Genomic DNA, 24,074 nt, shown 5'->3' with positions numbered 1-24,074 from the left:
CGGCAAGACAGCGCGCATCATACCGTAAACGGTGGCAGCATGACCTTGATATGATGACACGCCTAACGTTCGCGATATGCGTCCGCACCGCGTGAGAATCAAGGCCTGCCATGAAAAAACATTTCACCCAGCCGCAACGGCATTTGAGAAACATCTTGCGTCAGCTGCAGCTTGATGCGGGCAGCGAGCAGGCGGCACGCTACCGGCAACTGCTTGATACCTGTCTGCCGGCAATGTGGCGCGATCGCGTGCTGCTCGGCAGTGTGGAAGGGCTGCGCTGGCAATTGTGGGTGGCAAACGGCAGTGATGGCACCCGTTTGCGCTTCCTGCTTAGTGAAATCCAAAACGTCCTCGCACAAAAGCTGCCGCATCCGCCGCAACTGAGCGTCACCGTCCGCCCCGACATCTGGGCGCAGCAGCGCCGCTTGCCTGCGCCCATCCGCTTGCATCAGCGTCATGATTACACGATGGAAGAAGCCGATGCGGTGATTAGTGCGTTTATTAACGAACTGCGCTGATTCAGGCCTTATCGCGCATTTGCCAGTAGAGGGCGGCAGCGAGGAGGGCGCAGGCGGTGATGGCGGTCGCGGTTGCATAGAAAATATTACCGATGCCGACCAGCGGCGAGACCGCGCCGCCGAGAGTGAAGCCGAAGAAGCCGAGGAAGGCGGAAGCGCTGCCTGCGTATTGGCGCTCGGCGGACATGGCCAGCGCGGACAGGCCGGGATTGACCCCGCCCATGCAGAATAGCAGCAGAAACAGGCCGGTTTCCAGCAGCCACAGCGGCGCGTGGGCGATCAGGAACAGGGCGACCAGCACTGCTGCTGCGGCGAAACCACCGATGCCGTAGCGTAGCGCGCGCTGCACCCGCATCTTGCGCGCCAGCGCCGCACCGGCGACCAGCGCCGCGCCGTTCAGGCCAAAGCAGAGGCCATAGGCGAATTTGCCAACGCCATAAGCCGTTTGAAAGATAAACGACGACGAGGCGATGTAGGCAAACAGCACGCCCATAATCAGCGCCTGAATGCCGGCGAAGCCCATGAAGGTGCGGTTGGTAAGAATCTTGCCGAGCACGGTAAAAATGGATAGCAGCGAGCCGGTCATGCGTTTCTGCGGCGGATGGGTTTCTTCCAGGCGCAGGCAGAAGGCCATCAGCACCACGCCGATCAGTACCAGCACCACAAAAATGCCGCGCCAGTTGGTGAACTGCAACAGCAGCGCACCGAAGACCGGCGAAACAATCGGCGCGATACCGTTCACCGACATCAGCAGGGCGAAAAAGCGGCTGAGTTCCTCGCCCTGATACAAATCGGCGGCAATCGCCCGCGACAGCACCACGCTCCCTGCTGACGACAGGCCCTGAATGGCGCGCAGCACGATCATCCCCTCAATATCCTGGGTGAAGACGATCAGCAGGGTGCTGGCGATATAGATGGCAAGCGACACCATCAGCGGGCGGATGCGTCCGTATTTATCGCTGATGGGGCCGATGAAGAGCTGGCCGAGACCCAGGCCAATCATCGATGTGGTCAGCGTCAGCTGCACCATGGAGGCGCTGGTGTGGAAATACTCGCCCATGCCCGGCAGCGCGGGCAGGTAAAGGTCGGTGATAAAGGGCCCGAAGGCAGAGAGCGAGCCGAGCAGCAGGATGAGAAAAAGACGGCTGTTTTTAGCGTGGGACATGAAGAATCCTTAAAAATCAGAGGGACTTGCCGAGAATGACGATGTCGGCGGTAAAAGACTGCAAATCGCAAACCTGTGGCAGCAGCCCCCAATCGGCAAAACCACGTGCGCGGAAGAGCGCCAGACTAGGCGCATTGTGGGCAAAAATGAATGCCAGCACCTTGCGGATGCCGAGTGCAGGCGCTTCATCCAGCATAAAATCGAGCAACTGCCCGCCCAGACCGATACCACGCCGCTCAGGCGCGACATAAATGCTGATTTCCGCGCTGATGTGATACGCCGTGCGCGGATAAAAATCGCTGAAACTGCTCCAGGCGCAGACCGCACCGTCCGCATCACAGACGACAAACAGCGGGCGGTTGCCGCTGTGCGCGGCAAACCATGCCTGCCGCTCGGCAACCGTGACCGGCTGCAAATCGGCATTGGACTGGCGACTCGCCACCGTGCTGTTGTAAATCGCGACAATCGCAGGAAAATCGGCGGCAGTCGCGGGGCGGATGGAGAAAGCAGACATGGGGAAAACCCTCGCAAATGCGCCATTGTATCCCGCTGGCGGGCGGTCCCGGCGGGATTATCCCTGTGTTTTGTCGTCGTCGGTGTACACCGTCTGCCAGAAGGCACGCGAGGTCATCGCCGGGAAGCGCGTGCGGTATTCCTGCCGCAGTTGCCGGTAGCGTGGTGCGTTGCGCAGCAACATGCCCAGCAGGCGGAAAAGCAGGGCAAAGAAACGTTTGCGGTCGTAATGCGCCAGATAGCCAACATGTCCGCTTTCGTATTCGTAATAGACCCGCTTGAAGCGGAAAATTTCGCGGAAGGAAGCACGGAAGCCTTTGCGCTGCCAGACGGTATCGTCTTTGAGCAGGAAGGAAGGCAGGAGCAGACCGTTCAGGGTGAGGAGGCGGCACAGCTTGCGCCAGCAGCTTTCGTGCATACCGACGAATTGGGCACCGATATCTTCATGCCGTACCGGGGTCATTTTTTCCTGCGCGGTGAGGGGCGCTATTTTTTCGCGCACCTTGGCGGCGCTCATGTCCTGCAAGAAGGTATCCGGCCCCCGGCATACGTCATCCAGGGCGAGCAGGAGTGCTTCGGCGGAGGCGTAGTTATGGGAGAGGGCGCTCGCCGCAAACCAACGCAGGCAGGTCAGCGACAGGTGCGGCCAGGAGACATCGCCCAAGAGCATTGAGCAGACCAGGGTGCTGCGCAGGCCGAGATAGCGGGTGAGCGGATTTTCCTTGATGGCGAAGTCATCGCCCCAGCAGGCGATACCGCTGAGGGTGAGGATGTTGAAGCGGTTGCTGATGCCGAAGAGGATGTCGTCGCCGCGCACGAAGAAAGGATAGGGATACACTTCGACATCGCGGATGTTAAAGGCGAAAAACCACCAGGCGCCGAAATTGGCAGCCATCTCGCCAATTTCCGAGGCAATGACATTTTCTTTCTCACGGATATCCAGACCACGATGCAGGCCATGATTAAGGGTATGGCGATAGACGGCGCCTTTTTCATGCAGGATGGATGGAAAGTTTTCTTGCAATAAGGCGCCCGCGATGGCAAAACGGGATTCTTGTATATATTGCAACAAAACATAGCTGCGCAGGATGGATTCAATTTCGCAGGAAGCGTCATCGTCCATAAAAAGGCAATGGGTAAAATCCCCAGCATCTTGCAAATACAGCAGACCGCGCGTGAATCCGCCGCTACCGCCGAGATTCTGATTGGGAATGACATGCGCCAATCCCGCCTCTTCCGCCGAAATGTTTTGCGAGTTATCAACGACGATCAGGGCGATTTTATCCGCCCATTGCGGATTGCCGAGAATATGGTGGCTAATTCTTGCAATGGCGGGCAGGATATAGTTTTTGCGGTTGAAGTGGGTGATGACCATGCCCAGCTTGATCGGATTTCTCGGCGCGGTCTCCGTCCAATAGGCACCGCCATAAAAAAGAGCGTCTTCTTCCAGGGCGGTGATGGCGAGATAGAGCATGCCGTCCTGCCAGGCGAGGGCGCTATCCAGCGGGAAAGAAACGCCGGTTTCGGTCAGCGTGACGTGCTGCGTCAGGATAATCCGCCGGGTATGGTTCTCGGCTTTTTCCGTCAGGGCATAATCGCTGTGCCGCACCAGGATGAATTGGATTTGGAAAGCACCTTTGCCGTGCAAGGTGGCGTGCAGGCTGTCGATTTTTGCCCGGCCGGACCAGGCATCGAGCATGAAGCCGTTAAAGTAAGTATCAAAGGTATATTGGCCGTATTTTTTGCATTGCAGACAGCTTTCATTGCGCAGGAATACGCCGGCATCGTCGCCACGGAAATACATGTCTGCGGGTGCAAGCGGGTTATAGTCCGGAAAGATAAAGTTTTGCAGGATATTCATGGAAGTATTCGTTGAGATTGTGAGTTTTTTTGCGGCGTTTGCCGCTCGTAAGGCAGCTTTTTTTATGCCGTTCTTTTCCTGTTGTAGTGATAGTGGCTTTTTCATGTCATTCATATGGTTAATTACGCCAATTCTACTCGTGTGCGATAGGCTTCCGGCGGTATGTCTGCATGAAATCTATCGGGATCGCCCAATAGAGGCAGAGATAAAAATATACACGCCAAACAGGAGGCGCGCATTATATCGATCGGGATATGCCGCCGGATGTCCGGATAGCAAGAAAAGCCTCATGTGCAGATGTGCGGCGTAAATACCGGGTCCGCCAAGCGGCGTAGTTACTGAGCCTGCCAAGCGGCGTAAATACTGGGCCCACCAAGCGGCGTGGTTACTGAACCTGCCAAGCGGCGTGGTTACTGAACCTGCCAAGCGGCGTGGTTATTGGGTTTTGTCGCTGCAAAGGTAAACGGCAAGAGAAAGCCGCCTGTGTCGGCGGCGAGTCTTATTTGGGTTTGTGGGTCGGGTCTATGCCCAGGCTGCGCAGTTTGCGGTAGAGGTTGGTGCGGTCCATGCCCACTTTGCCCGCGAGTTTGGCGATGTTGCCGTCGCATTGACGGAAGTATTCGAGCAGGTATTGTCGCTCGAAGACTTCGCGTGCGTCACGCAGTGTCATGTCTTTCGGGATGATTTGCGACCACAGACTGTCCGGGTTGCTGTGTTCATTCGGGATGAGAGCCGCTTTGGCTTCGTCGGCGCCAATTTCCGGTTCGTCGCTATGCACGAGCAGGCGCTGCACCAGGTTTTTCAGTTCGCGGATGTTGCCCGCCGCCCAGTTGTGCTGGCGCAGCAGGTTCTGTGCGGCGAGGCTGAAGTGGCGGTAGGGCAGTTGTTCGGTGTCGGCGTATTGCTGGCTGTAGTAGTCGAGCAGTTCGGGCACGTCTTCGCTGTGCGCTTCGAGCGGGCTGATGGCGAGGGTGGCGATAGTGATGTGGTCGTAGAGGGCGGGGCTCAGGCGTTCTTTGAGGATGTTCAGCGGCAGGCGGGTGGCGGCGATGATGCGCGCCCGGCTTTGCCGTGCCCCGCTGTTGTCACCGGGATAGTATTCGTGGTGTTCGAGCAGGTGTTGCAGGGTGGTCTGGATGTCTTCGCGCAGGTTGCCGATTTCGTCAAGGTAGAGGGTGCCGTCGCCGGCCTGGGCGATGAGGCCGGGGCGTTTATGGTCGCCGAGGAGGATGGTGGGGATGTCGTTACTGTCGATGGCGGCGAGGTTGGTATTGATAAAGGGGGTGTCGCGGCGCACGCTGTTCTGGTGGATGTGGCGGGCGAGGTGCTGTTTGCCGGTGCCAGCGTTGCCGTGGATGAGGATGGGCATGTTCTGTTCGGCCAGTTGTGCGGCACGCTGGCGCAGGGCCTGGGTTTGCACGCTTTTGCCGATGATTTCGGCGGGCGGGTTGATTTTGGCCTTGAGTGCGGCATTTTGGGTTTGCAGGTTGTGGGCTTGCAGGGCGCGCTGCACGGTGAGCAGCAGTTTGGCGCTGGATAGCGGCTTTTCCAGGAAGTCGTAGGCGCCGAGTTTGGTGGCTTCAACAGCGGTTTCGATGGTGCCGTGCCCGCTCATGATGACGACGGGGCATTGCAGGCTGCCGCTTTGTTGCCATTCGCGCAGCAGACTGATGCCGTCGGTATCGGGCATCCAGATGTCAAGGAGGATGAGTTGCGGTTTGTGTTGCAGGTTTTGTTCGCGCGCTTCGGCGGCATTAGCAGCGGTGTAGGTGGTGTAGCCTTCATCGCCGAGGATGTCGGAGAGAGTGTCGAGGATGCCGGTTTCGTCGTCGATGATGAGGATGTCGGCATTGGTCGTGTTGGTCATACGGGGGTACTCGCGGGTTGGGTGGCGGGCAGGGTGAGGGTTATTTTAGCACCGCCCAGTTCGCGGCTATGGCCGGCGCTGATGGTGCCGTCGTGCTCGTGCACGATTTTTTTGACGATGGCGAGGCCGAGGCCGGTGCCTTTGGGTTTATTGGTGACATAGGGTTCAAACGGGTCTTTGGTGAGGTCGGCAAAGCCGGGGCCGTTGTCTTCGATGTCGAGGATGATATTGCCGCCCTCTTCGTAACTGCGCCAGCGGATGCGCGGGCTGGTTTCGTGCTGGGTCGCTTCTATCGCGTTTTTCATGAGGTTGATGAGGATTTGCCGGATGTGGACGGGATCGGCATACACCGGGTGCTGCGGTTCGGCAAGGTCGAGTTCGGGGTGGTGTTCGCGGTAGAGTTCGGCAATTTGCCGGAGCAGCGGGTTGAGTTGCAGGTTCTGCCGCCGGGTGTCGAGCGGTTTGGCGATTTGGCTGAAGTCGGCGACGATTTGTTGCATGGCCTCGACCTGGTCGATGATGGTGCCGGTCGCTTTGCTGAGGATTTGTTGGTCGGCTTCGTTGGCGAGTTTGTCGGTGAGGCGGCGTTGCAGGCGTTCGCTTTGCAGGCGGATGGGGGTGAGCGGGTTTTTGATTTCGTGGGCGAGGCGTTTCGCGACTTCTTCCCAGGCGGCGTTGCGCTGGGCGTGCAGGAATTCGGTGATGTCGTCAATGACGATGACGTGGCCGTGTCGCCCGCGTTTGCCGCTATCCGGTAGGCGGCTGCCGTGGCACATGAGGATTTTGCGCGCGCTGTGGCGGTTTAGGGTGATTTCCTGCTGCCAGTTTTCCTGGCTGGTGGTGATGACGGGCAAGAGCGCCTGCATGAGTTCCTGGTAGCTGTTTTCGCTGGGTTTGTCGGTTTCGGGCAGCGGGGTTTTGTGCAGGTTGACGAGGGAAAGGTCAAGGATTTTGCCGGCGTTCCGGTTCCAGCTTTGCAGGCGGCCGCCGCCGTCAAGGGTGAGCACGCCGCCGGTGATGTTATCCATGATGGTTTCCAGCCGTACTTTTTGTTCGACGAGCAGGCGCTGCACGCGGTCATTGGTCTCGCGCGCGTCTTCGAGGCTCTGGCTCATGTGGTTGAACTGGCGGCCAAGGTTGCCGAGTTCGTTTTGCGGCAGGTCGGTGATGCGTGCGTGATAGTCGCCGCCGGCGATGTTTTCGGCGGCGCGGCTCAGGGCGCGCAGCGGGTGGCCGAGGCGTTCGCTGAAATGCGCCGCCAGCCAGATGATAATGAGGGTAGTGAGCAGGATGGTGGTGGCGAAGACGAGGATGATGTTGGCGCGGATGCGTGGCTGCAAGGCGTTGTAGCTCTGGTGCTGGCGGTATTGTTCGCGCACGTCTTCCGCCTGGGTGTTGAAGGCTTCGGGCATGCTATACATCGCTTGCAGGTAGAAGGTGTTTTCCGGTTTCCGGATGATGGTGAGGACGGTGATGGTGTATTCGCCGTTGTTGTCTCCGTATTCGAAGTGTTCCTGTTCGTCGGTGGCGTTGAGCATCGCGGCGGTGCTTGGCGCTTCGACGATGAGTTTGCCGGTGTCGATGCTGCTGAAGGCGACCATGGTGCCTTGCAGGTCGAAGACGGCGAGTTCGAGTGCGCCGGTCTGCCGCCGCAGTGGCTCAATGTTGGCGATCAGCGTCGCCTGATTCATGTCGCCCATCGCCTGTCGCAGGATGCGGGTTTGTTCGAGGGTTTGGCCGGTGCGGATGGCGATGGCAGTGCGGGACAGTTGCAGGGCGTTGTCAAGAGCGTTGTTGATGCGGGTGTTGAAGACTTTACCGAGGTCGTAGGTGAGGTATTGCCAGCTAAACGCGGCAATGATGGCGGCAGGGATGATGGCGGTAGTGAAGATGCGCCAGCCGTAATAAAAACCGAGGCTGCTTTTTTTCTTGAGGCGGTGGTCGCGCGCGCTGCGGATGATTTGCCACAGGGTGATGAGAATGAGGATGACGAGACCGGCGATGGTAACGTTGATAAGGGCGAGCTGGCTTTGTTGTAGCGGCTGGCCGCTCATTGCTGCCTGACCGAAGCTGTGGATGCTGTTCAGCGTAAGCAGGACGAGGATGGCGCAGATGAGGAGGATGCCGGTGCGGCGCGCTTTGCGCTGGCGGCTGAACTGGCTGGATGCCAGGGGAATCGTGGGGGCGGAGTAGGGTAGGGGCAGGTTAGTCGTCATCTTGGCTTGCGGGCGGGATTAGGCGTGGTGAAAAGATGGACAGCGGACGGATGAAGCACGTCATGGTGTTGCCAATATTTTTTGCCGGACTTTCGTCCGGCCGGTATCGGTGCAGTTTAGTAGTAGCCAAGCGCTTTCCACCACAACATGCCGACGGTAATCCACACGGTGAAGTTGACGACGCTGGAAATGAAGCCCGCCTTCCACCATTCGCCGAGGGTGGCATAGCCGGAGCTGAAGATAACGGGCGCGGTGCCGGTGGCATAGTGGGTGAGGCTCATCATGAGGTTGCCTGCCGCAGCGAGGACGAGGCCGAAGAGGAGCGGCGGCGCACCGAGGGTAACGCCCGCGCTGTAAAAGGCGGCCAGCATGGCGGAGACGTGCGCGGTGGTGCTGGCGAAGACGTAGTGCGCGTAGAGATAGATGAGGGCGAGCAGGATCATCGAGAAGAACCAGGGCAGGGCGAGAGTTTCAATACTGCCCTGGATTTGTCCGGCGAAGTAAGAAACGATGCCGAGCTTGTTCAGCCAGTCGGCCATCATCACCAGTGCGCCAAACCAGATGAGCGTATCCCAGGCGCTTTTTTCCGCCGTGATATCGCCCCAGACGAGCACACCGCTGACAAGCAGCACGCCGAGGCCGAGGAAAGCGGTGGTGGTCGGATTAAGCTTCAGGGCGGCGATGTGGGTGAGGTGGAAAGGAATATCCGCCCAGAAGCAGAGCAACAGGGCAAAAACGCCGAGCATCCACCATTCATCGCGCTTGATCTTGCCGAGGGCGGCGAGTTTTTGCCGGGCGAAGGCAGTGGCATCGGGGGTTTTCTTGATTTCCGGCGGATAAAAGAAATACAGCACCAGCGGCATCAGCAGGATGCAGGCCATGCCCGGAATGAACATGGCGACCGCCCAGGTCGTCCAGCTCATGTGGAAATCGCTACCGACCATCTTGTTGATGGCGTCCACCACCAGCGGGTTGGGAGCGGTGGCGGTGATGAACATGCCGGAAGTGATGGGGTTGGCGTTGTAATTGACCAGGGCGAGATAGCGCCCGATCCTGCCCTGCGTGCCCTTGCCCGGGTCGGAATCGAAGGCGCCGGCGATGGATTTCATGATGGGGTGGATGATGCCGCCGCCGCGTGCGGTGTTTGAAGGCGTGATAGGGGCGAGAACCGTTTCTGACAGCGCCAACGCGTAGGCGATGCCGATGGTGCGTTTGCCGAACAGGGCGATGAAGTAATAACCGATGCGTTCACCGAGACCGGTCTTGATGACGCCACGGGCGACCATGATGGAAATGACGATGAGCCAGATGAGCGGGTTGGAAAAAGAAGAGAGGGCGTCTTTGATCGCCTGAGCACCGGGATTCTTTACGTCGGCACCAACGGTCACGCCGGTGATGGCGACCAGCGCCACAGCAATCACCGATACCGCGCCAAGCGGCAGCGCCTTGCCGATGATGGCAGCGATGGTACCGGCGAAGAGGGCGAGCAGATGCCAGCCGTTTTCGCTAACCCCCGCCGGTACGGGCAGGACAAACCAGATGAAGAGCGTGATGGCAAGCGCGATCAGGGTTGGAATGGGCTTGATGGCCATAGAGATTCTCCCGGTTGAGGTTTCCGGGCAATCATATAGCGGGGGCAGGGGGAAAGCCATACAGCCGCAGCGACAAGCTGCTCATCCGCTGGGCTTCAGCCCATCGAGCAGGTGCAGTCTGCTTTTTGCAATGTTGATAAAGGCACGGAAGAAATGTCGCCAAGCGGCGTCGTTGTGCGGTTTTTCCGTGCATGAAGGTGAACCGCACACCCCGCTGCACTACGGCGTCAGGCAGGCAAGACTTTCCGCGATGCTGGTTGTCCCCGGCGACTGGATGGTCAGGCGGACGCGGTAACTCTCGCCGGCCTGCACCCGTGTTGCCTCTTCCAGCCATTTGCCGTCGCCGAGATACTTGGTAGAGCCGTCGCTCATGCGCGCGGCAAAGGTCTTCGGCAAGGTATCGCCGACGAACACCTCCGGTAACTCCATAAGATCGTCGTCTTTGCTGACGCGGAAATACAGATACGCATTGCCATCGACCACCTCCTGCGAACCATCCCGGGCGGCGATGGTGAAGTGGCCGCTTTTCTGCGGACTGAAACGTTCGCAAACGATGGGGTCTTGCAGATTCTTGGGGGCAGCAGCCTGCCGCGCCTGCGGCGTCATGCGTGCGGCGAGCAGCGCCCGGTCTTCGGCGGAGATCGTTTCAACCGGCAGCGCGGGTTTGGCTTGGGCATCCTCGCACGACTGCCGCGCCCCGGCGTCCAGAATACGGCTGCAATCCACCTCATCCGCGCCAACCAGGCGCCGTATGCCGTCTTCCGGCAGTGCGTCCATGCCGACGAGCCGCCCCGTTTGTGCCTGAGCCATAGCCGCTACCAGCAGGCACAGCATGGCGGGAAAAAATCGATTCACTGCTATCTCCAAGCCTAAGGATGTTGACGTGCGCAATGCCGCCTCATTGCGGTCTCGCACCATTTTTCACCATGCAAACCTTGTGCCGAAAACGCGTTGGCACTGCTCGCCGCTATGCATAGGGGAAAAACAGCATGGCAGGGCTCCGGAGAGAGCTGATGCGGCGGATCGATGTACAGTCCGCTCACCGTCAACACATCGCCACAAGGAGGCAACATGAGCCGGCAACGGCAGCGGCGGTCATCCCGGATGAACCGGCAGCAAAGCACCACGAAGGAGAGGCACGATGATCACCATCTGTGCGAGGCCAGTATTTACGCCGCTTGGTGAGGCCCAGTAACGACGCCGCTCAACGAAGTCAGTAACGCCTGCTCGGTGGGCTGAAGCCCACCCTACGCGAGGCCAGTCTTTATCCCGCTTGGCGCGCGTTGCCTTCTGTTGAAAAACGCCGCCTCGATGCGGGCGGCGTTTGTGGCAGGCAGGGGCGTTGCCGGTCTAGGACTCGAAGTAGCGCTTGGCGTTGCCGTAGCAGATGTCCGCCACCATTTGTCCGAGTAGCGGCAGGTCGCGCGGCGCTTCGCCCGCTTCCACCCAGCCGCCGATGAGGTTGCACAGGATGCGGCGGAAGTATTCGTGGCGGGTGTAGGAGAGGAAGCTGCGGCTGTCAGTCAGCATGCCGACAAAGGTCGAAAGGATGCCCATTTGCGCGTGGGTGGTGAGTTGCGCTTCCATGCCGTCTTTTTGGTCGTTGAACCACCAGCCGGAGCCGAACTGTACTTTGCCACGCACGCCTTCGTCCGCGTAGTTGCCGCACATGGTGACGAGCAGGGCGTTGTCGCGCGGGTTGATGGTGTAGAGGATGGTTTTCGGCAGTTGTCCGGTTTTGTCGAGGGCGTCGAGCAGGGCGGCGAGGTTGTCCGCGATGGGGCGGTCGCCGATGGAGTCGTAGCCGCTGTCCGGGCCGAGGCGGGCGTACATGCGGCTGTTGTTGTTGCGGATGGGGCCGATGTGCAGTTGCATGACCCAGCCGCGCCGCGCGTATTCGCGGCCGAGGTGGACGAGCAGGGCGGTCTGGAATTGTGCGGTTTCTTGTTCGCTGGGGGTTTTGCCACCAAGACGGTTGGCGAGGATGGTATCGAGGGTTTTTTCGTCCGGCACGGCGGCGTAGCGCAGGATTTCCAGGCCGTGGTCGGAGGCGAGACAACCGGATGCCGCGAAGTGTTCCAGGCGTTTGTCGAGGGCGGCGGTGAGGTCGTGGTAGCGGCGGATGGTGATGCCGCTTGCCGCTTCGAGGCGCTCGATGTAGGCGGGGTAGTCGGCGTGTTCGATTTTGATGGCTTTGTCCGGGCGCCAGCTGGGGCGGATTTTGACGGTAAAGGTTTTGTCGGCGGCGATGGCGGCGTGGTGTTCGAGGCTGTCGCAGGGGTCGTCGGTGGTGCCGACCATTTTCACGTTCATTTGTTCGAGGATGCCGCGCGCGCGGAAGGCGGGTTCTTTGAGGCGGGCGTTCGCTTCTTGCCAGACGGCTTCAGCGCTTGCGCCGTTTAGCAGGGTAGTGATGCCGAAGGGGCGTTTGAGTTCGAGGTGTGTCCAGTGATAGAGCGGGTTGCCGATGAAGTGCGGCACGGCTTCGGCGTAGGTTTGGAATTTTTCGCGCGGGCTGGCGTCGCCGGTGATGAGGCGTTCGGGGATGCCGAGGGTACGCAGGCCGCGCCATTTGTAGTGGTCGCCTTCGAGCCAGATGGCGGAGAGGTCGGCAAATTCGCGGTTCGCGGCGATGTCGGCGGGCGGCAGGTGGCAGTGGTAGTCGTAGATGGGCTGGTCTTTGGCGTAGTCGTGGTAGAGGGTGCGCGCGGTGTCGTTGTGCAGGAGGAAGTCGTCGGTCAGGAAGGTCATGGTTGGCTCCGGTTGGTTTGTGTATTGGGGTGTCCCGTCAAGCGGCGTGGTTGCCGGGTTTTGTCGCTGCGCGGTTTTTTAGTCCCTCTCCCACAGGGCGAGGGCTTTTGGCGGGCTGAAGCCCGCCCTACGTTTTATGCCTGCTGCACCGCCATGTTGCCGCTGGTGATGAGGCGGCGTTTTTCGCCGGGCGGCAGGGTGACGCGGATGTTGTCGCGGTAGGCGGGTTCGTAGTCGCCGCTTTCTTTAAGGCGCAGGTAGAGGTTGTGCGCGTCGCCGTGCAGTTTCCAGTCGAGGCGCCAGTAGGGCTCGCCTTCGCGTGCGGTGCCGTTGTCGTCGTAGATTGTGCCGCTGTTCGTGCTGGTGCCGGGGTCGGGGTAGAGGCGCAGGGTGCGCTCGGTGTCGTCGTCCGGGCTGTCGGCGTGCAGCAGGTTGCCTTCGGCGATGAGGCTGCCGGCGCGGATGTAGAGCGGCAGGTGTTCGAGCGGGGCGGCAACATGCAGGGTTTGCCCGCCGCTGTGGTACTGCCCGCTGTAATAGTCGTACCAGCCGCTGTGGTTGTCCGGCAGGTACACGTCGCGTTCGCGCACGCCTTCTGCGGTGACGGGGCAGACGAGGATGTCGCGGCCGATCATGTGGTCGTCGGTGTCGGCGTAGGTGCGCGGGTCGTGTTCGTGGTCGAGGAAGGTGGGGCGGAGGTAGGGTTCGCTGTTTTCGCGGGTCTGCCAGAGCAGGGTGTAGAGGTGCGGGATGAGGCGGTAGCGTTGTTCGATGGCCTGGCGCACGGCGTTGGTGACGCTGGGGTGCATCCACGGTTCGTTCGCGCTGCCGTCGTCGTTCCAGCTGTGGATGGTGAAGCGCGGTAGTAATAGCGCGCTTTGTATCCAGCGCAGGAAGAGTTCGGGCTCGGGTTTGTCGCCGGCGAAGCCGCCGATGTCGTGGCCGATGTGGTACATGCCGGAGAGGCTCATGCCGACGCCCATGCGGATGTTCCATTTGAGGGTATGCCAGCTGGTGCGGTTGTCGCCGCTCCAGGTCTGGACGTAGCGCTGCATTCCCGGGCAGCCGCTGCGCGAGATGAGGTAGGGGCGCTCGTGGCTGGCGGCGGTTTGTGCTTCATGGGAGTTGCGCATCATCAGGAGCGGCATGAGCGGGCGGATGTGGTGGATGGGGATTTCCCGCCCGAAGCCGTGGCAGCGGGCGTTGTCGTCCCAGATTTCGTATTCGTTGTTGTCGTTCCAGGTGGCGTCGATGCCGTAGTCGATGAGTTGTTCGCGGATGTTTTTTTGCCACCACGCGCCGGTGGCGGGGTTGGTGAAGTCGAGGTGTGAGCCGGTGTCGTCCCAGAACATGGATTCTTCGGGGGCGTCGCTGTCGCTGGCGCGGATAAAGAGGCCTTGTTGTGCAGCTTCCTGGTAACGCGGGTGGTCATGCAGCAGGCAGGGTTTGATGTTGGCAGCGAGGCGCACGCCTGCGTCGTGGTAGGCGGCGAAGCAGGCTTTGGGGTCGGGGAATTTGTCGCGGTTCCAGTTGAAGACGTAGCGTTTGCCGTTGATGCTGGTGTAGCCGGAGGAGAGCTGGAAGCTGTCGCAGGGGATGGCGTGGGTGCGGATGTCGCGGATGAAGTGTTGCAGGCGGTTTTGCGCATCCGGGGCGTCGGTGTAGCTCATGGTGGAGCCGGAGTAGCCGAGGCTCCATTTGGGCGGGAAGGTGTAGCGGCCGGTGAGTGCCACGAAGCGGCGGGTGTTGTCGAGGATGCTCGTGCTGTGGATGAGGTAGTAGTCGAGGTCGCCGTCTTCGGCACGGTAGCTGCGGTAGCGCGGGTGGTAGTTGTCCAGCTCGTTGCCCATGTCGAAGGTGCTGGTGTTGAGGTTGTCGTAGTAGAGGCCGTAGTGCGCGCCTTCGCTGTTCACGACCTGGTAGTAGGGCCAGTGTTTGTAGAGCGGGTCGGTGGTTTCGGCGTTGTAGCCCATCGCGTCGAGGCTTTTCATTTGGTAGCGCTTGCCGTAGCGGTCCACGGTGCCGGCTTTTTCGCCGAGGCCGTAGTAGCGGTCGCCTGCGTTCAGTTTCATGTAGTGGGCGATGCCGGGGCGCGAGTGGCCGAGCTGGTAGGCACCGGTCGGGCGGTCGCTGGCGATGGTGCGCCAGTCATCACCGTTTTTCTCTTGCCATTCGAGCCACAGCGGGCGGTGGACGATTAGGCGCAGGGTGCTGCCGGTGAGGGTGAGGTGGTCGTCATCCTGGCGGATGGTGACCGGCGGGCAGGTGAAGCCCGCGCGGCTCGCCCGCTCGCGCCCTTCTATCGGGCAGGGCGCGGTATCGGGTGAGATGAGCCAGGTGCGGTCAAGGCGGCTTGCGCCGTCCTGCATGAGCCAGACGCGCCAGAGGTAGTCTTCGAGGACGATGATGTGCAGCAGGTGGCGTTCGTCGCAGAGAAGCGTCACGCCGTCCGGGTTTTCGCTATGCAGTTGCCAGTGTTTGAGGGTTTTCATGGGTCAGCCTCCGTAGCCGAGCAGCAGTTTCGGCAGAATCAGGGAAATTTGCGGGACGAAGGTCACGAGCAGCAGGGTGATGATGAGCGCGATGTACATCGGCAGCATGAAGGGGATGACTTGCGCGAGGCGCACTTTGCCCACGGAGCAGCCGACGAAGAGGCAGCTGCCGACCGGCGGGGTAACGATGCCCATGCAGAGGTTGAAGGTCATCATCACACCGAAGTGCACGGGGTCCATACCGAGTGATTGTGCGATTGGTAGGAAGATCGGGGTGAAGATGAGGATGGCCGGGGTCATGTCCATGAAAAAGCCGACGATGAGCAATATCAGGTTGATAGTCAGCAGGATGACGATTTTGTTCTCGGACATGGCGAGGATGGCTTCTTCGATGATGAAGGGGATGTCGGCATTGGCCATGGCCCAGCTCATGCCGGAGGAGCAGCCGATGAGCAGCATGACGATGGCGTTCGTCACCATGGAATCGAGGAAGATTTTCGGCAGGTCTTTGAGCTTGACTTCACGATAGACGATCACGGCGAGGAAGAGGGAATAGACCACGGCGATGGCCGCAGCTTCGGTCGCGGTGAAGTAGCCTCCAACAATACCGCCAACGACGATTATCACGAGCGATAGCGGCAGGATAGCCTGGATGAAGGCACCGACGGCGGCGTTAAGCGGCACGCGTTCGTTCACCGGATACTTGCGCCGCCAGGCGATGACACCTGCAACCACCATGATGCCGAGCCCCATCAGGATGCCGGGCAGGTAGCCGGCAAGGAAGAGAACCGCCACCGATGTGCCGTTAGAAATCAACGAATAGACGATGAAGGTGTTGCTGGGCGGAATCAGCAGGCCGGTCGGGCAGGAAGCGATGTTGACTGCTGCCGCGTAACCGGGGTCATAGCCCGCCTTGCGCTGCATCTCGTTCATCGTGCCGCCGACGGCTGCTGCAGCGGCGACCGCCGAGCCGGAAATCGAGCCAAAAAGCATATTGGCGATGACGTTGCAGTGCGCCAGCGCGCCGGGCAGGCGGCCTGCCAGCACCAGCGCCAGATTGATGAGGCGCATGGCAATCCCGCCCCGGTTCATGATGTTGCCCGCGAGGATGAAAAACGGCAGGGCGAGCAGGGCGAAACTATCCAGCGCGGTAATCATCTTCTGCGCGGTAACGAACAGCGCGTTATCAAACGGCATAGTGATCAGAATCGTCGCCACCGTGGCGATACCGATGGAAAACGACACCGGCACACTCAAGAACATCAGCAGGAAAAACAGCCCGAACAGGACCAGAATACTCAACATCTCCGGACTCATGCGGCACCCCCTTCACGGCCTGATAATGTGTTCACGATTTCCACCACGGCAAAAAACACCATCAAGGCGCCTGCAACCGGCACGACCATATAGACATAGCCCATCGGCCATTGCAGTGCGGGCGTGACCTGGTCATTGGCGAACGTCTTGACGGTGAGTTCCCAGCCGCCCTTGATCATCACCAGCGCGGCAAAAGCGATGATGCAGCACTCAATGACCACATTCAGCGCACGTTTCGCTCCGCCTTGCAGCTTCATGGCCAGCAAATCAATCGCCAGATGCTGCTTGTAGGCAGATGCCTGCGCGGCGCCGAGCAGCCCGACCCACATAAACATGAAGCGCGCCAGTTCATCCGTGACCGTGCTGGGCTTGATTAGGCGTAACAGGTCAGCCAGAAAAACCAGGGGCATCTTGTTCGCCCATACCTGCGTATAGCGTGACATCACCTGCCACACCACACAGACCACCAGCGCAAACGCCAGCACCGTCAACACATAACCATTCGCCAAGCGGACGACGGCGGCGAGCCGCGCCAACGGCGAACGGGGGGGAACAGCAACATCAGACATAAACACCTCGCGGAGAATAGGAAATAGGCGCAGATTAACCATTTTTCTGTGAGTGGTCAACCAATGTATTGACAAAAAAACACAGGAAGACATAACATAAACCACAGGCATTCACACACAACGGAGAAAATCCATGACCTTCACGAAAAAAGCCCTTGCCGCCGCCCTTGCCTTTGGCCTCGCTGCCGGTAGCCAGGCCGCCGTCACCCTCAAACTCTCCCACAACCAGAGCAAAGATATCCCCGTGCACAAAGCCATGGAAAACTTCGCTGACAAAGTGAAGGAATACACCAATGGCGAAGTCAAAATCCGCATCTACCCGAACGCCCAGCTCGGCACCCAGCGTGAATCCGTTGAACTCGTGCAATCGGGCGGCCTCGCGCTCGCCAAATCGAACGCCGCCGAACTCGAAGCCTTCGAGCCGCTCTACGGCGTCTTCAACCTGCCCTACATCTTCAAAAACGAACAGCACTACTACGACGTGCTCACCAGCGACATCGGTGACGAAGTATTGAACGCCTCCAAAGACAAAGGCTTCATCGGCATCACCTACTACGACGCAGGCAGCCGCTCCTTCTACGCCGGTAAACCGATTAAAACCCCGGACGATTTGAAAGGCATGAAAATCCGCGTCCAGCCCAGCCCAACAGCGGTGAAAATGGTGGAAACACTCGGTGCCAACCCCACCCCGATTGCCTTCGGCGAACTCTACACCGCCCTGCAACAAGGCGTGGTTGACGGTGCGGAAAACAACGAATCCGCACTGGTTGACAACCGCCACGGCGAAGTCAGCAAGTATTACAGCTACGACCGCCACACCATGATTCCGGACGTCCTCGTCATGAGCACCAAAGACTGGGACAAACTCTCCCCTGAGCAGCAAGCCGCCATCAAAAAAGCCGGTCGCGAATCCATGATGCTGCAAAAAGACCTGTGGAAAGAAAACACCGACAAAGTCATCAAAGAAGCCAAAGACAAACTGGGCGTGACTTTCGTGGAAGACGTGGACACCGCCGCATTTGCCGCAAAAGTCTTGCCGATGCACGAAGATGCGGCAAAAAGCTCGGAAAAAATGGCCGATCTGATCAAACGCATCAAAGACAAAGCGCCGCAATAAGCCAATGAAAACCTCTCTCCCGCTGGGGGAGGGGCTGAACTAACCGTATAGCGACAAAACCCGGCAACCATCCCGCTTGGCTGAATAATCCGTTGCCACACGATTTGCGTCAGATAAAAGCCGCCAAGCGGGACAAACACTGGGCTCGCCGCCAAGCGGGACAAATACTGGGTTCGTAGCAAACCGCTACCAACCCTGACCACCGCCAATGGTGGCGGTCTTTGTCTACGGCACAAGCGACGAACGCCTCCGCTTCGCCCGTGCCGTAGATAAAGGCAGCCGGTACCAACACTCTGCACAGCCAGAGCGCAGCCTGCCGGGCGCGGGAATCCCACACTCGGCTCCCATCCTTCCCCCCAAAAAGGAAAACACCATGCAAAAAGCTCTCCTCGCCGCCACTATTGCGACCATTAGCCTCGCCGCTCAAGCTAAAGACGACCTGCAATACAGCAAAGAAACCGCCGCCACCCTCAAAGACGGCAGCAAAATCGCCTACTTCCTCGAAAGCAAAAAAGGCGCGGGCGAAAAAAACAACGCCGTTTGCGAAGACGGCCTCTTCTATAACGACCACTACCTCGCCGTCTTTGACGGGGCGACCGACAAATCCGGCAAAACCTACGACGGCAAAAAAGGCGGCCGCGTCAGCCGCGACATCATCCAGGACATCTTCCAGAACCTGCCGCCCAACACTGACAAAGAAGAAATCCTGAAACGCATCAACGACAAATACCAGGACTTCTACACCGCGAACAAAGACATCGACTTCGCCAAAGAACCGGTCAACCGACCGACTGCCACCCTCATCTGGTACAACCTCGACAAAAACGAACTCGTCGCCATTGGGGATTCCAAAGCGCGCATCGACGGCAAAGCCTATAACGACGAAGAAAAACTGGTTGACACCCTAAACAGCGCCCTGCGCGTCAAAGTCATCGACGAACTCAAACTGAGCGACGAACAAATCCGTGAGAACGACCTCGGCCGCTACTACATCCTGCCGCTCCTGCAACGCCAGGCCGAATTCCAGAACAACCCCGAAGCGCCCGCCGCCTTCCAGTTCTGGGCCATCGACGGCTTCCCCATCCCGCACGACAAACTGCGCGTATGGCAATTCGACAAAGCGCCGGAAGTCATCGAACTCAGCTCGGACGGATACGAAATCTATCCGCCCGAAGCGAGTGTGGACAGCTACGAAAAAACCCTGCGTGAACAACTCGCCGCAGACCCGATGCGCATCAAGCACCCCTCAACCAAAGGCATCAGCAAAGACAACTACAGCTTTGATGACCGCGCCGTGCTGATATATCAGCGGAAAAAATAAGCCCGTTTCCCTTACCCTTGCTGCGCCCGCATTCCCTGCGGGCGCATTTTGCTAACATAAGCGGTCAACCAAAAAAATGACCGTATCATGACGCATACCCACAACCCCATCGAAATCTACCAAAGTGCGGATGGACAAACCCAAGTCGAAGTCCGCTTCGACACCGACACCGTCTGGCTTTCACAGGCACAAATGGTGACACTGTTTGGCCGTGACCAATCCGTCATTTCCCGCCATATAAACAATGCCTTGGAAGAAGGCGAGATCAATACAGAAAGCAATATGCAAAAAATGCATATTGCTTCTGCCGACCGCCCGGTCACCTACTACGACCTGGAAACCGTCATCTCGGTGGGCTACCGCATCAAGTCACCGCAAGGCGTCGCCTTCCGCCGCTGGGCGACGGCACGTCTGAAAGATTACCTGCTCAAAGGCTACGCGCTGAATCAACAACGTCTGCAACAAAACGCCGCCGAACTCGAACAGGCGCTGCGGCTCATCCAAAAAACCGCTGCTTCCCCCGAACTGACCGTGGACAGCGGGCGCGGTTTGGTGGACATCGTCAGCCGCTACACCCACACCTTCCTCTGGCTGCAGCAATACGACGCAGGCCTGCTGCAAGAACCATCAGGTGAAAGCGGCGGCATCCTGCCCAATGTGCAAGAAGCGCGCACCGCGCTGCATACCTTCAAACAACAACTCATCGCGCGCGGTGAGGCGACCGAACTCTTCGCCCGCGAACGGGAAGACGGTTTCGCCGCCCTGCTGGGCAACCTCGAACAAAGCATTTTCGGCGCCCCTGCCTATCCCACCATCGAAAGCAAAGCGGCGCACCTGCTTTATTTCGTGGTGAAGAATCACCCCTTTGCCGATGGCAACAAGCGCAGCGGCGCCTTCCTGTTCGTGGATTTCCTGCACCGCAACCACCGCCTGCTGCGCGCTGACGGTGACCCCGTCATCAACGACACCGGCCTTGCTGCCCTGACCCTGCTTGTCGCCGAATCCGCCCCGGCACAAAAAGACACGCTTATCCGTCTCATCATGCACATGCTGCAACCGCAAGGAACGTAGCCCAGTATCGCCGCAGTTGCCCATGAACGGCAAGCGGGTGGCATAGAGGGCAAGGAAAAGGAAATACTGCCCTCATCCAATATTGAGAAACAAAAGTATCGTTGCACAAAAATCCTCAATGAAAGCGAGAAATTGCACGAGGACCGGCGGTGGATTGCCACTTGATTTGCCTCAATGCGAACCCATTTGGTGCTTATAAATTCTTATTTTCATTAAGGAAAAAGCCGATTACATTCGCCTGCGCCGATAAAATGATGATAAAATGCGCGTATCCACAAGAAACATAACAAAGAGGTACCCTATGGACATAATCCAGTCCGATGTGGCCATCGTCGGCGCCGGTGGCGCCGGGTTGCGTGCCGCGATCGAAATCGCCCGCAGTGCGCCTAATGCCAAAATCAGCCTGATTTCCAAAGTCTATCCGATGCGCAGCCATACCGTGGCGGCAGAAGGCGGCTCGGCAGGCGTGGTGCGCGAAGACGACTCGCTTGAATACCACTTTAATGACACGGTTTCAGGCGGCGACTGGCTGTGTGAGCAGGACGTGGTGCAATACTTCGTTGAACACGCCACCGAAGAAATGATCCAGCTTGAACACTGGGGCTGCCCGTGGTCGCGCAAACCTGATGGACGCGCCAACGTACGCCGTTTCGGCGGGATGAAAATCCCGCGTACCTGGTTTGCGGCGGATAAAAGCGGCTTCCATATGCTGCACACCCTGTTCCAGACTTCGCTGCAATTCCCCAATATCCACCGCTTGGACGAGCATTTCGCCGTTGACTTGATTGAAGAGAAGGGTGCATTGCATGGTGTCCTTTGCTACGACGTGCAAAATGGCGTCCTGCGTGCCGTGCAGGCTAAATCCGTCATCATCGCAACAGGTGGTGCCGGTCGCGTCTTCGCCTTCAACACCAACGGTGGCATCGTTACCGGCGACGGGATGGCGCTTGCCTACCGCCACGGCGTACCGCTGCGCGACATGGAATTTGTGCAGTATCACCCGACCGGCCTGCCCGGTTCCGGCATCCTGATGACGGAAGGTTGCCGGGGCGAAGGCGGCATTCTCACCAATAAAGACGGCTACCGCTATCTGCAAGATTACGGTCTCGGGCCGGAAACCCCGATTGGTGAACCCAAAAACAAATACATGGAACTCGGCCCGCGCGACAAACTCTCGCAAGCCTTCTATCACGAATGGAAAGCGGGGCGTACTGTGCAGAACCCGCGCGGCGATGTGGTCAACCTCGACCTGCGCCACCTTGGCGAAGCCTACCTTACCGAGCGTCTGCCCTTCATCTGCTCGCTGGCGAAAAAATTCGTTGGCGTTGACCCGGTGCACGAGCCGATCCCTGTCCGCCCGACCGCCCACTACACCATGGGCGGCATTGAAACCGACCAGCGCTGCGAGACCCGCCTGCAAGGCCTCTTTGCTGTCGGCGAATGTTCATCCGTCGGCCTGCACGGCGCAAACCGCCTTGGCTCGAACTCACTCGCCGAACTCTGCGTTTTCGGCAAAGTAGCCGGGGAAGATGCCTGGAAACGCGCCAGCGGCAGCAGCTATCACGCCAGCAAAGAACAATTTGCCCAACTCGCCGAAAAAGCCTGGCAACCGTTCCTTGAACTGAAAAACCGCAGTGGTGGCAGCGAAAAACCGGCAGACATCCGCCGCGAACTCACCGCGATGATGGAAGCGGAAATCGGCATTTACCGCAGCGCTGAAAACTGCGCCCGCGCCAGTGCCAAAATCAAGGAACTGAAAGCGCGTTACCAAAACGTCCGCGTCACCGACCACAGCGATACCTTTAACACCGACTGGCTTACCACCATTGAGCTTGGTTACCTGCTGGATGTCGCCGAAACCATGATCTATTCCGCCGAACAGCGCACTGAATCGCGCGGCTCGCACCAGCGGCTCGATTACCCCGAACGCGACGACGACAAGTTCCTCAAACACACCCTGGCCTTCCGTCAGGAGAACGGGGAAAAACCGGAAATTGCCTACAGCGACGTCTGCATCACTAAGTCCCAGCCGGCCAAACGGGTGTACGGCGCAGAAGCAGAACAAGCGAACCATTAAGAGGCACCCAACATGACACAAAAAATCCGAATCAACCTGATGCGTTACCGTCCCGACGAGGACGAAAAACCCTGGGCGCAGCCCTTTGAAATCGAATGGACGCCCGACATGTCCATTCTCGACGCCCTCGAACTGCTCAAAGCCGACTTCGATCCGAGCATCGCCTACCGCTGGTCGTGCCGCATGGAAGTCTGCGGTTCCTGCGGCATGGTGGTGAACGGTGAGCCTCGTCTCGCCTGTTCGACCTTCGTGCGCGAATATGCGGATGTCGGCGAAATCACCATCGGTGCACTCGACAACTTTCCCATCGAAAAAGATCTCGTTGTTGACCTTGACCCCTTCATCAACAAACTCAACGCCGTCAGCCCCTTTATCGTCACCAAAAACCCGCGCGCACTGGCCGAAAAAGAATACCTGCAAACCCCAGCACAACTGGCCAAATTCAAGCAGTACACCATGTGCATCAACTGCATGCTCTGCTACCAGGCCTGTCCGCAAATCGGCATCAACGCTGACTATTTGGGCCCGGCCGCCATCGCCCTCGCGCAACGCTACAACCTTGACAACCGCGACGAAGGCAACCGCCAGCGATACAGCGCGCTGATTGACGAAAATGGCGTTTGGCCGTGCACTTTCGTCGGCACCTGCTCCGAAGTCTGCCCGAAACACGTTGATCCGGCAGGCGCCATCCAGCAAGTCAAGGCGACAGCTGTGCCGTACTGGGGGCTGAACCTCGTCAAACCCGAAAAAACGCCGAAAAAACAACAGGAGGCATGACATGGCGCGTAAACCCTATCACCACGCCCAACCTGACGACTGGTACAAAGCCAACCGCTTCTACCGCTGGTACATGCTGCGCGAGCTGACCAGCATCACCACCGCTATCGCCGCCTTCAACCTCTTTTACGGTGTCGCCGCTTTGGCAAACAGCGAAGCCGCCTGGCTGGGCTGGGCACACTTTCAGCACAATCCGCTGATGCTGCTCATCAACCTCATCGCCATCGTTGGCTCGCTGCTCAACAGCAAAACCTGGTTTGAAGCCATGCCGAAAGCCATCCGCATCCAGCGCGGCGAAAAATTCGTGCCGGATAACCTCATCATCAAAGGCGGCTGGGCGGCATTTGGCGGCGTTCTCGTCATCCTGCTGATACTCGTCGCCTGCCTGTCCTGAGGAGAGACCCATGAACGAACAAAGCACCAAAAACTACTGGTGGCGTTTCAAACACGAACATGTCCGCCATACCCGTCACCTGAAACCCATCTACTGGGGACTCTTCTCTGTCGGCGGCACTATCGCAGCCCTCGCGCTCGCACCGATTATCCTCGTTCTCTGCGTCCTGCTGCCCTTCGGTATGCTTGGTGATCCGGCGAAGTTCTACCACAGCATTCACTGGCTGGTAGCCAACAACTTCGTTTACCTGATTCTGGTCGGCATCATCTTTGCCATGTTGTGGCACGGCGTGCACCGCTTCTACTACGTTCTGCACGACCTGCACATTCACATCGGCAACCGCACGCGTAATATTTTTTACGCCATTGCCATCCTCGGCGCTCTCATCACCCTCTGCGTAGGTTGGTAAGCAAATCTGAGCGATAAAAAAGCGCGGCGGATGCCGCGCTTTTTTTT

At 58.9% G+C, this 24,074-nt stretch carries 19 protein-coding genes; 8 read left to right on the top strand and 11 right to left on the bottom strand.

Annotated features, from left to right (window positions below):
- Positions 1-110 precede the first annotated feature (110 nt).
- Positions 111-518: a hypothetical protein gene (locus tag DY250_RS08035; RefSeq protein ID WP_115611839.1), complete on the top strand. Its 408-nt coding sequence runs from the start codon at positions 111-113 to the stop codon at positions 516-518.
- Between the two features lies 1 nt (position 519).
- Here the strand turns inward: DY250_RS08035 and DY250_RS08030 are convergent, their stop codons facing one another.
- The 11 genes from DY250_RS08030 to DY250_RS07980 form a co-directional block, all read right to left on the bottom strand.
- The gene (locus DY250_RS08030; protein ID WP_115611838.1) at positions 520-1,683 is read right to left on the bottom strand and encodes a multidrug effflux MFS transporter; all 1,164 of its coding nucleotides are present in this window, start codon (positions 1,681-1,683) and stop codon (positions 520-522) included.
- 16 nt (positions 1,684-1,699) lie between these two features.
- Positions 1,700-2,197, bottom strand: a complete 498-nt coding sequence (locus DY250_RS08025) for a GNAT family N-acetyltransferase (RefSeq protein WP_115611837.1) — start codon at positions 2,195-2,197, stop codon at positions 1,700-1,702.
- Between the two features lie 57 nt (positions 2,198-2,254).
- Complete coding sequence (locus DY250_RS08020; RefSeq protein WP_115611836.1) at positions 2,255-4,057, bottom strand: glycosyltransferase family protein; 1,803 nt, start codon at positions 4,055-4,057, stop codon at positions 2,255-2,257.
- Positions 4,058-4,556: 499 nt separating this feature from the next.
- Positions 4,557-5,924, bottom strand: a complete 1,368-nt coding sequence (locus DY250_RS08015; RefSeq protein ID WP_006986223.1) for a sigma-54-dependent transcriptional regulator — start codon at positions 5,922-5,924, stop codon at positions 4,557-4,559.
- Complete coding sequence (locus DY250_RS08010; protein ID WP_115611835.1) at positions 5,921-8,140, bottom strand: sensor histidine kinase; 2,220 nt, start codon at positions 8,138-8,140, stop codon at positions 5,921-5,923. The genes DY250_RS08015 and DY250_RS08010 overlap by 4 nt, the downstream gene beginning before the upstream one ends.
- Positions 8,141-8,256: 116 nt before the next feature.
- The gene (locus DY250_RS08005; RefSeq protein ID WP_115611834.1) at positions 8,257-9,732 is read right to left on the bottom strand and encodes a DASS family sodium-coupled anion symporter; all 1,476 of its coding nucleotides are present in this window, start codon (positions 9,730-9,732) and stop codon (positions 8,257-8,259) included.
- Positions 9,733-9,951: 219 nt separating this feature from the next.
- Positions 9,952-10,587, bottom strand: a complete 636-nt coding sequence (locus DY250_RS08000; RefSeq protein WP_147293493.1) for a hypothetical protein — start codon at positions 10,585-10,587, stop codon at positions 9,952-9,954.
- Positions 10,588-11,082: 495 nt separating this feature from the next.
- Positions 11,083-12,483, bottom strand: a complete 1,401-nt coding sequence (gene uxaC / locus DY250_RS07995; RefSeq protein ID WP_115611832.1) for a glucuronate isomerase — start codon at positions 12,481-12,483, stop codon at positions 11,083-11,085.
- A 134-nt stretch (positions 12,484-12,617) separates the two neighbouring features.
- On the bottom strand, positions 12,618-14,975 hold the full coding sequence (locus DY250_RS07990) for a glycoside hydrolase family 31 protein (RefSeq protein WP_115611831.1): 2,358 nt from the start codon (positions 14,973-14,975) through the stop codon (positions 12,618-12,620).
- 3 nt (positions 14,976-14,978) lie between these two features.
- A complete protein-coding gene (locus DY250_RS07985) occupies positions 14,979-16,292 on the bottom strand; it encodes a TRAP transporter large permease (RefSeq protein WP_115611830.1) in 1,314 nt (437 codons plus the stop codon).
- Positions 16,289-16,861, bottom strand: a complete 573-nt coding sequence (locus DY250_RS07980; RefSeq protein ID WP_225756063.1) for a TRAP transporter small permease — start codon at positions 16,859-16,861, stop codon at positions 16,289-16,291. The genes DY250_RS07985 and DY250_RS07980 overlap by 4 nt, the downstream gene beginning before the upstream one ends.
- Before the next feature lie 133 nt (positions 16,862-16,994).
- On the opposite strand from DY250_RS07980, the gene DY250_RS07975 reads away from it, so the two are divergent.
- The 7 genes from DY250_RS07975 (at position 16,995) to frdD (ending at position 24,027) form a co-directional block, all read left to right on the top strand.
- Positions 16,995-17,978, top strand: coding sequence for a TRAP transporter substrate-binding protein (locus DY250_RS07975; RefSeq protein ID WP_115611828.1), 984 nt, complete (start codon positions 16,995-16,997; stop codon positions 17,976-17,978).
- Between the two features lie 373 nt (positions 17,979-18,351).
- Complete coding sequence (locus tag DY250_RS07970) at positions 18,352-19,299, top strand: hypothetical protein (RefSeq protein ID WP_115612804.1); 948 nt, start codon at positions 18,352-18,354, stop codon at positions 19,297-19,299.
- An 87-nt stretch (positions 19,300-19,386) separates the two neighbouring features.
- Entirely contained in the window at positions 19,387-20,370 is a 984-nt protein-coding gene (locus tag DY250_RS07965; protein ID WP_115611827.1) for a virulence RhuM family protein/type II toxin-antitoxin system death-on-curing family toxin, read from the top strand.
- Positions 20,371-20,671: 301 nt separating this feature from the next.
- On the top strand, positions 20,672-22,447 hold the full coding sequence (frdA, locus tag DY250_RS07960) for a fumarate reductase (quinol) flavoprotein subunit (protein ID WP_245951073.1): 1,776 nt from the start codon (positions 20,672-20,674) through the stop codon (positions 22,445-22,447).
- A 12-nt stretch (positions 22,448-22,459) separates the two neighbouring features.
- On the top strand, positions 22,460-23,224 hold the full coding sequence (locus DY250_RS07955; protein WP_115611825.1) for a succinate dehydrogenase/fumarate reductase iron-sulfur subunit: 765 nt from the start codon (positions 22,460-22,462) through the stop codon (positions 23,222-23,224).
- 1 nt (position 23,225) lies between these two features.
- On the top strand, positions 23,226-23,618 hold the full coding sequence (locus DY250_RS07950; protein ID WP_115611824.1) for a fumarate reductase subunit C: 393 nt from the start codon (positions 23,226-23,228) through the stop codon (positions 23,616-23,618).
- A 10-nt stretch (positions 23,619-23,628) separates the two neighbouring features.
- Entirely contained in the window at positions 23,629-24,027 is a 399-nt protein-coding gene (gene frdD / locus DY250_RS07945; RefSeq protein ID WP_115611823.1) for a fumarate reductase subunit FrdD, read from the top strand.
- The last annotated feature ends 47 nt before the right edge of the window (positions 24,028-24,074 follow it).

Source organism: Cardiobacterium valvarum (assembly GCF_900460955.1).
GTDB lineage: Bacteria > Pseudomonadota > Gammaproteobacteria > Cardiobacteriales > Cardiobacteriaceae > Cardiobacterium > Cardiobacterium valvarum.
The sequence above is the reverse complement of the archived record's forward strand: the minus strand, read 5'-3'. Positions and strand labels throughout refer to the sequence as shown.

Bases quoted from the DNA above. Each gene is read 5' to 3' on its own strand.
- DY250_RS07970 (WP_115612804.1), top strand. From the start codon at position 18,352: ATGCAAAAAGCTCTCCTCGCCGCCACTATTGCGACCATTAGCCTCGCC.
- DY250_RS08035 (WP_115611839.1), top strand. From the start codon at position 111: ATGAAAAAACATTTCACCCAGCCGCAACGGCATTTGAGAAACATCTTG.
- DY250_RS07985 (WP_115611830.1), bottom strand. From the start codon at position 16,292: ATGAGTCCGGAGATGTTGAGTATTCTGGTCCTGTTCGGGCTGTTTTTC.
- DY250_RS08005 (WP_115611834.1), bottom strand. From the start codon at position 9,732: ATGGCCATCAAGCCCATTCCAACCCTGATCGCGCTTGCCATCACGCTC.
- DY250_RS07975 (WP_115611828.1), top strand. From the start codon at position 16,995: ATGACCTTCACGAAAAAAGCCCTTGCCGCCGCCCTTGCCTTTGGCCTC.
- DY250_RS07980 (WP_225756063.1), bottom strand. From the start codon at position 16,861: ATGTCTGATGTTGCTGTTCCCCCCCGTTCGCCGTTGGCGCGGCTCGCC.
- DY250_RS07990 (WP_115611831.1), bottom strand. From the start codon at position 14,975: ATGAAAACCCTCAAACACTGGCAACTGCATAGCGAAAACCCGGACGGC.
- DY250_RS07955 (WP_115611825.1), top strand. From the start codon at position 22,460: ATGACACAAAAAATCCGAATCAACCTGATGCGTTACCGTCCCGACGAG.
- frdD (WP_115611823.1), top strand. From the start codon at position 23,629: ATGAACGAACAAAGCACCAAAAACTACTGGTGGCGTTTCAAACACGAA.
- DY250_RS07965 (WP_115611827.1), top strand. From the start codon at position 19,387: ATGACGCATACCCACAACCCCATCGAAATCTACCAAAGTGCGGATGGA.
- DY250_RS08030 (WP_115611838.1), bottom strand. From the start codon at position 1,683: ATGTCCCACGCTAAAAACAGCCGTCTTTTTCTCATCCTGCTGCTCGGC.
- uxaC (WP_115611832.1), bottom strand. From the start codon at position 12,483: ATGACCTTCCTGACCGACGACTTCCTCCTGCACAACGACACCGCGCGC.
- DY250_RS07950 (WP_115611824.1), top strand. From the start codon at position 23,226: ATGGCGCGTAAACCCTATCACCACGCCCAACCTGACGACTGGTACAAA.
- DY250_RS08010 (WP_115611835.1), bottom strand. From the start codon at position 8,140: ATGACGACTAACCTGCCCCTACCCTACTCCGCCCCCACGATTCCCCTG.
- DY250_RS08025 (WP_115611837.1), bottom strand. From the start codon at position 2,197: ATGTCTGCTTTCTCCATCCGCCCCGCGACTGCCGCCGATTTTCCTGCG.
- DY250_RS08020 (WP_115611836.1), bottom strand. From the start codon at position 4,057: ATGAATATCCTGCAAAACTTTATCTTTCCGGACTATAACCCGCTTGCA.
- frdA (WP_245951073.1), top strand. From the start codon at position 20,672: ATGGACATAATCCAGTCCGATGTGGCCATCGTCGGCGCCGGTGGCGCC.
- DY250_RS08015 (WP_006986223.1), bottom strand. From the start codon at position 5,924: ATGACCAACACGACCAATGCCGACATCCTCATCATCGACGACGAAACC.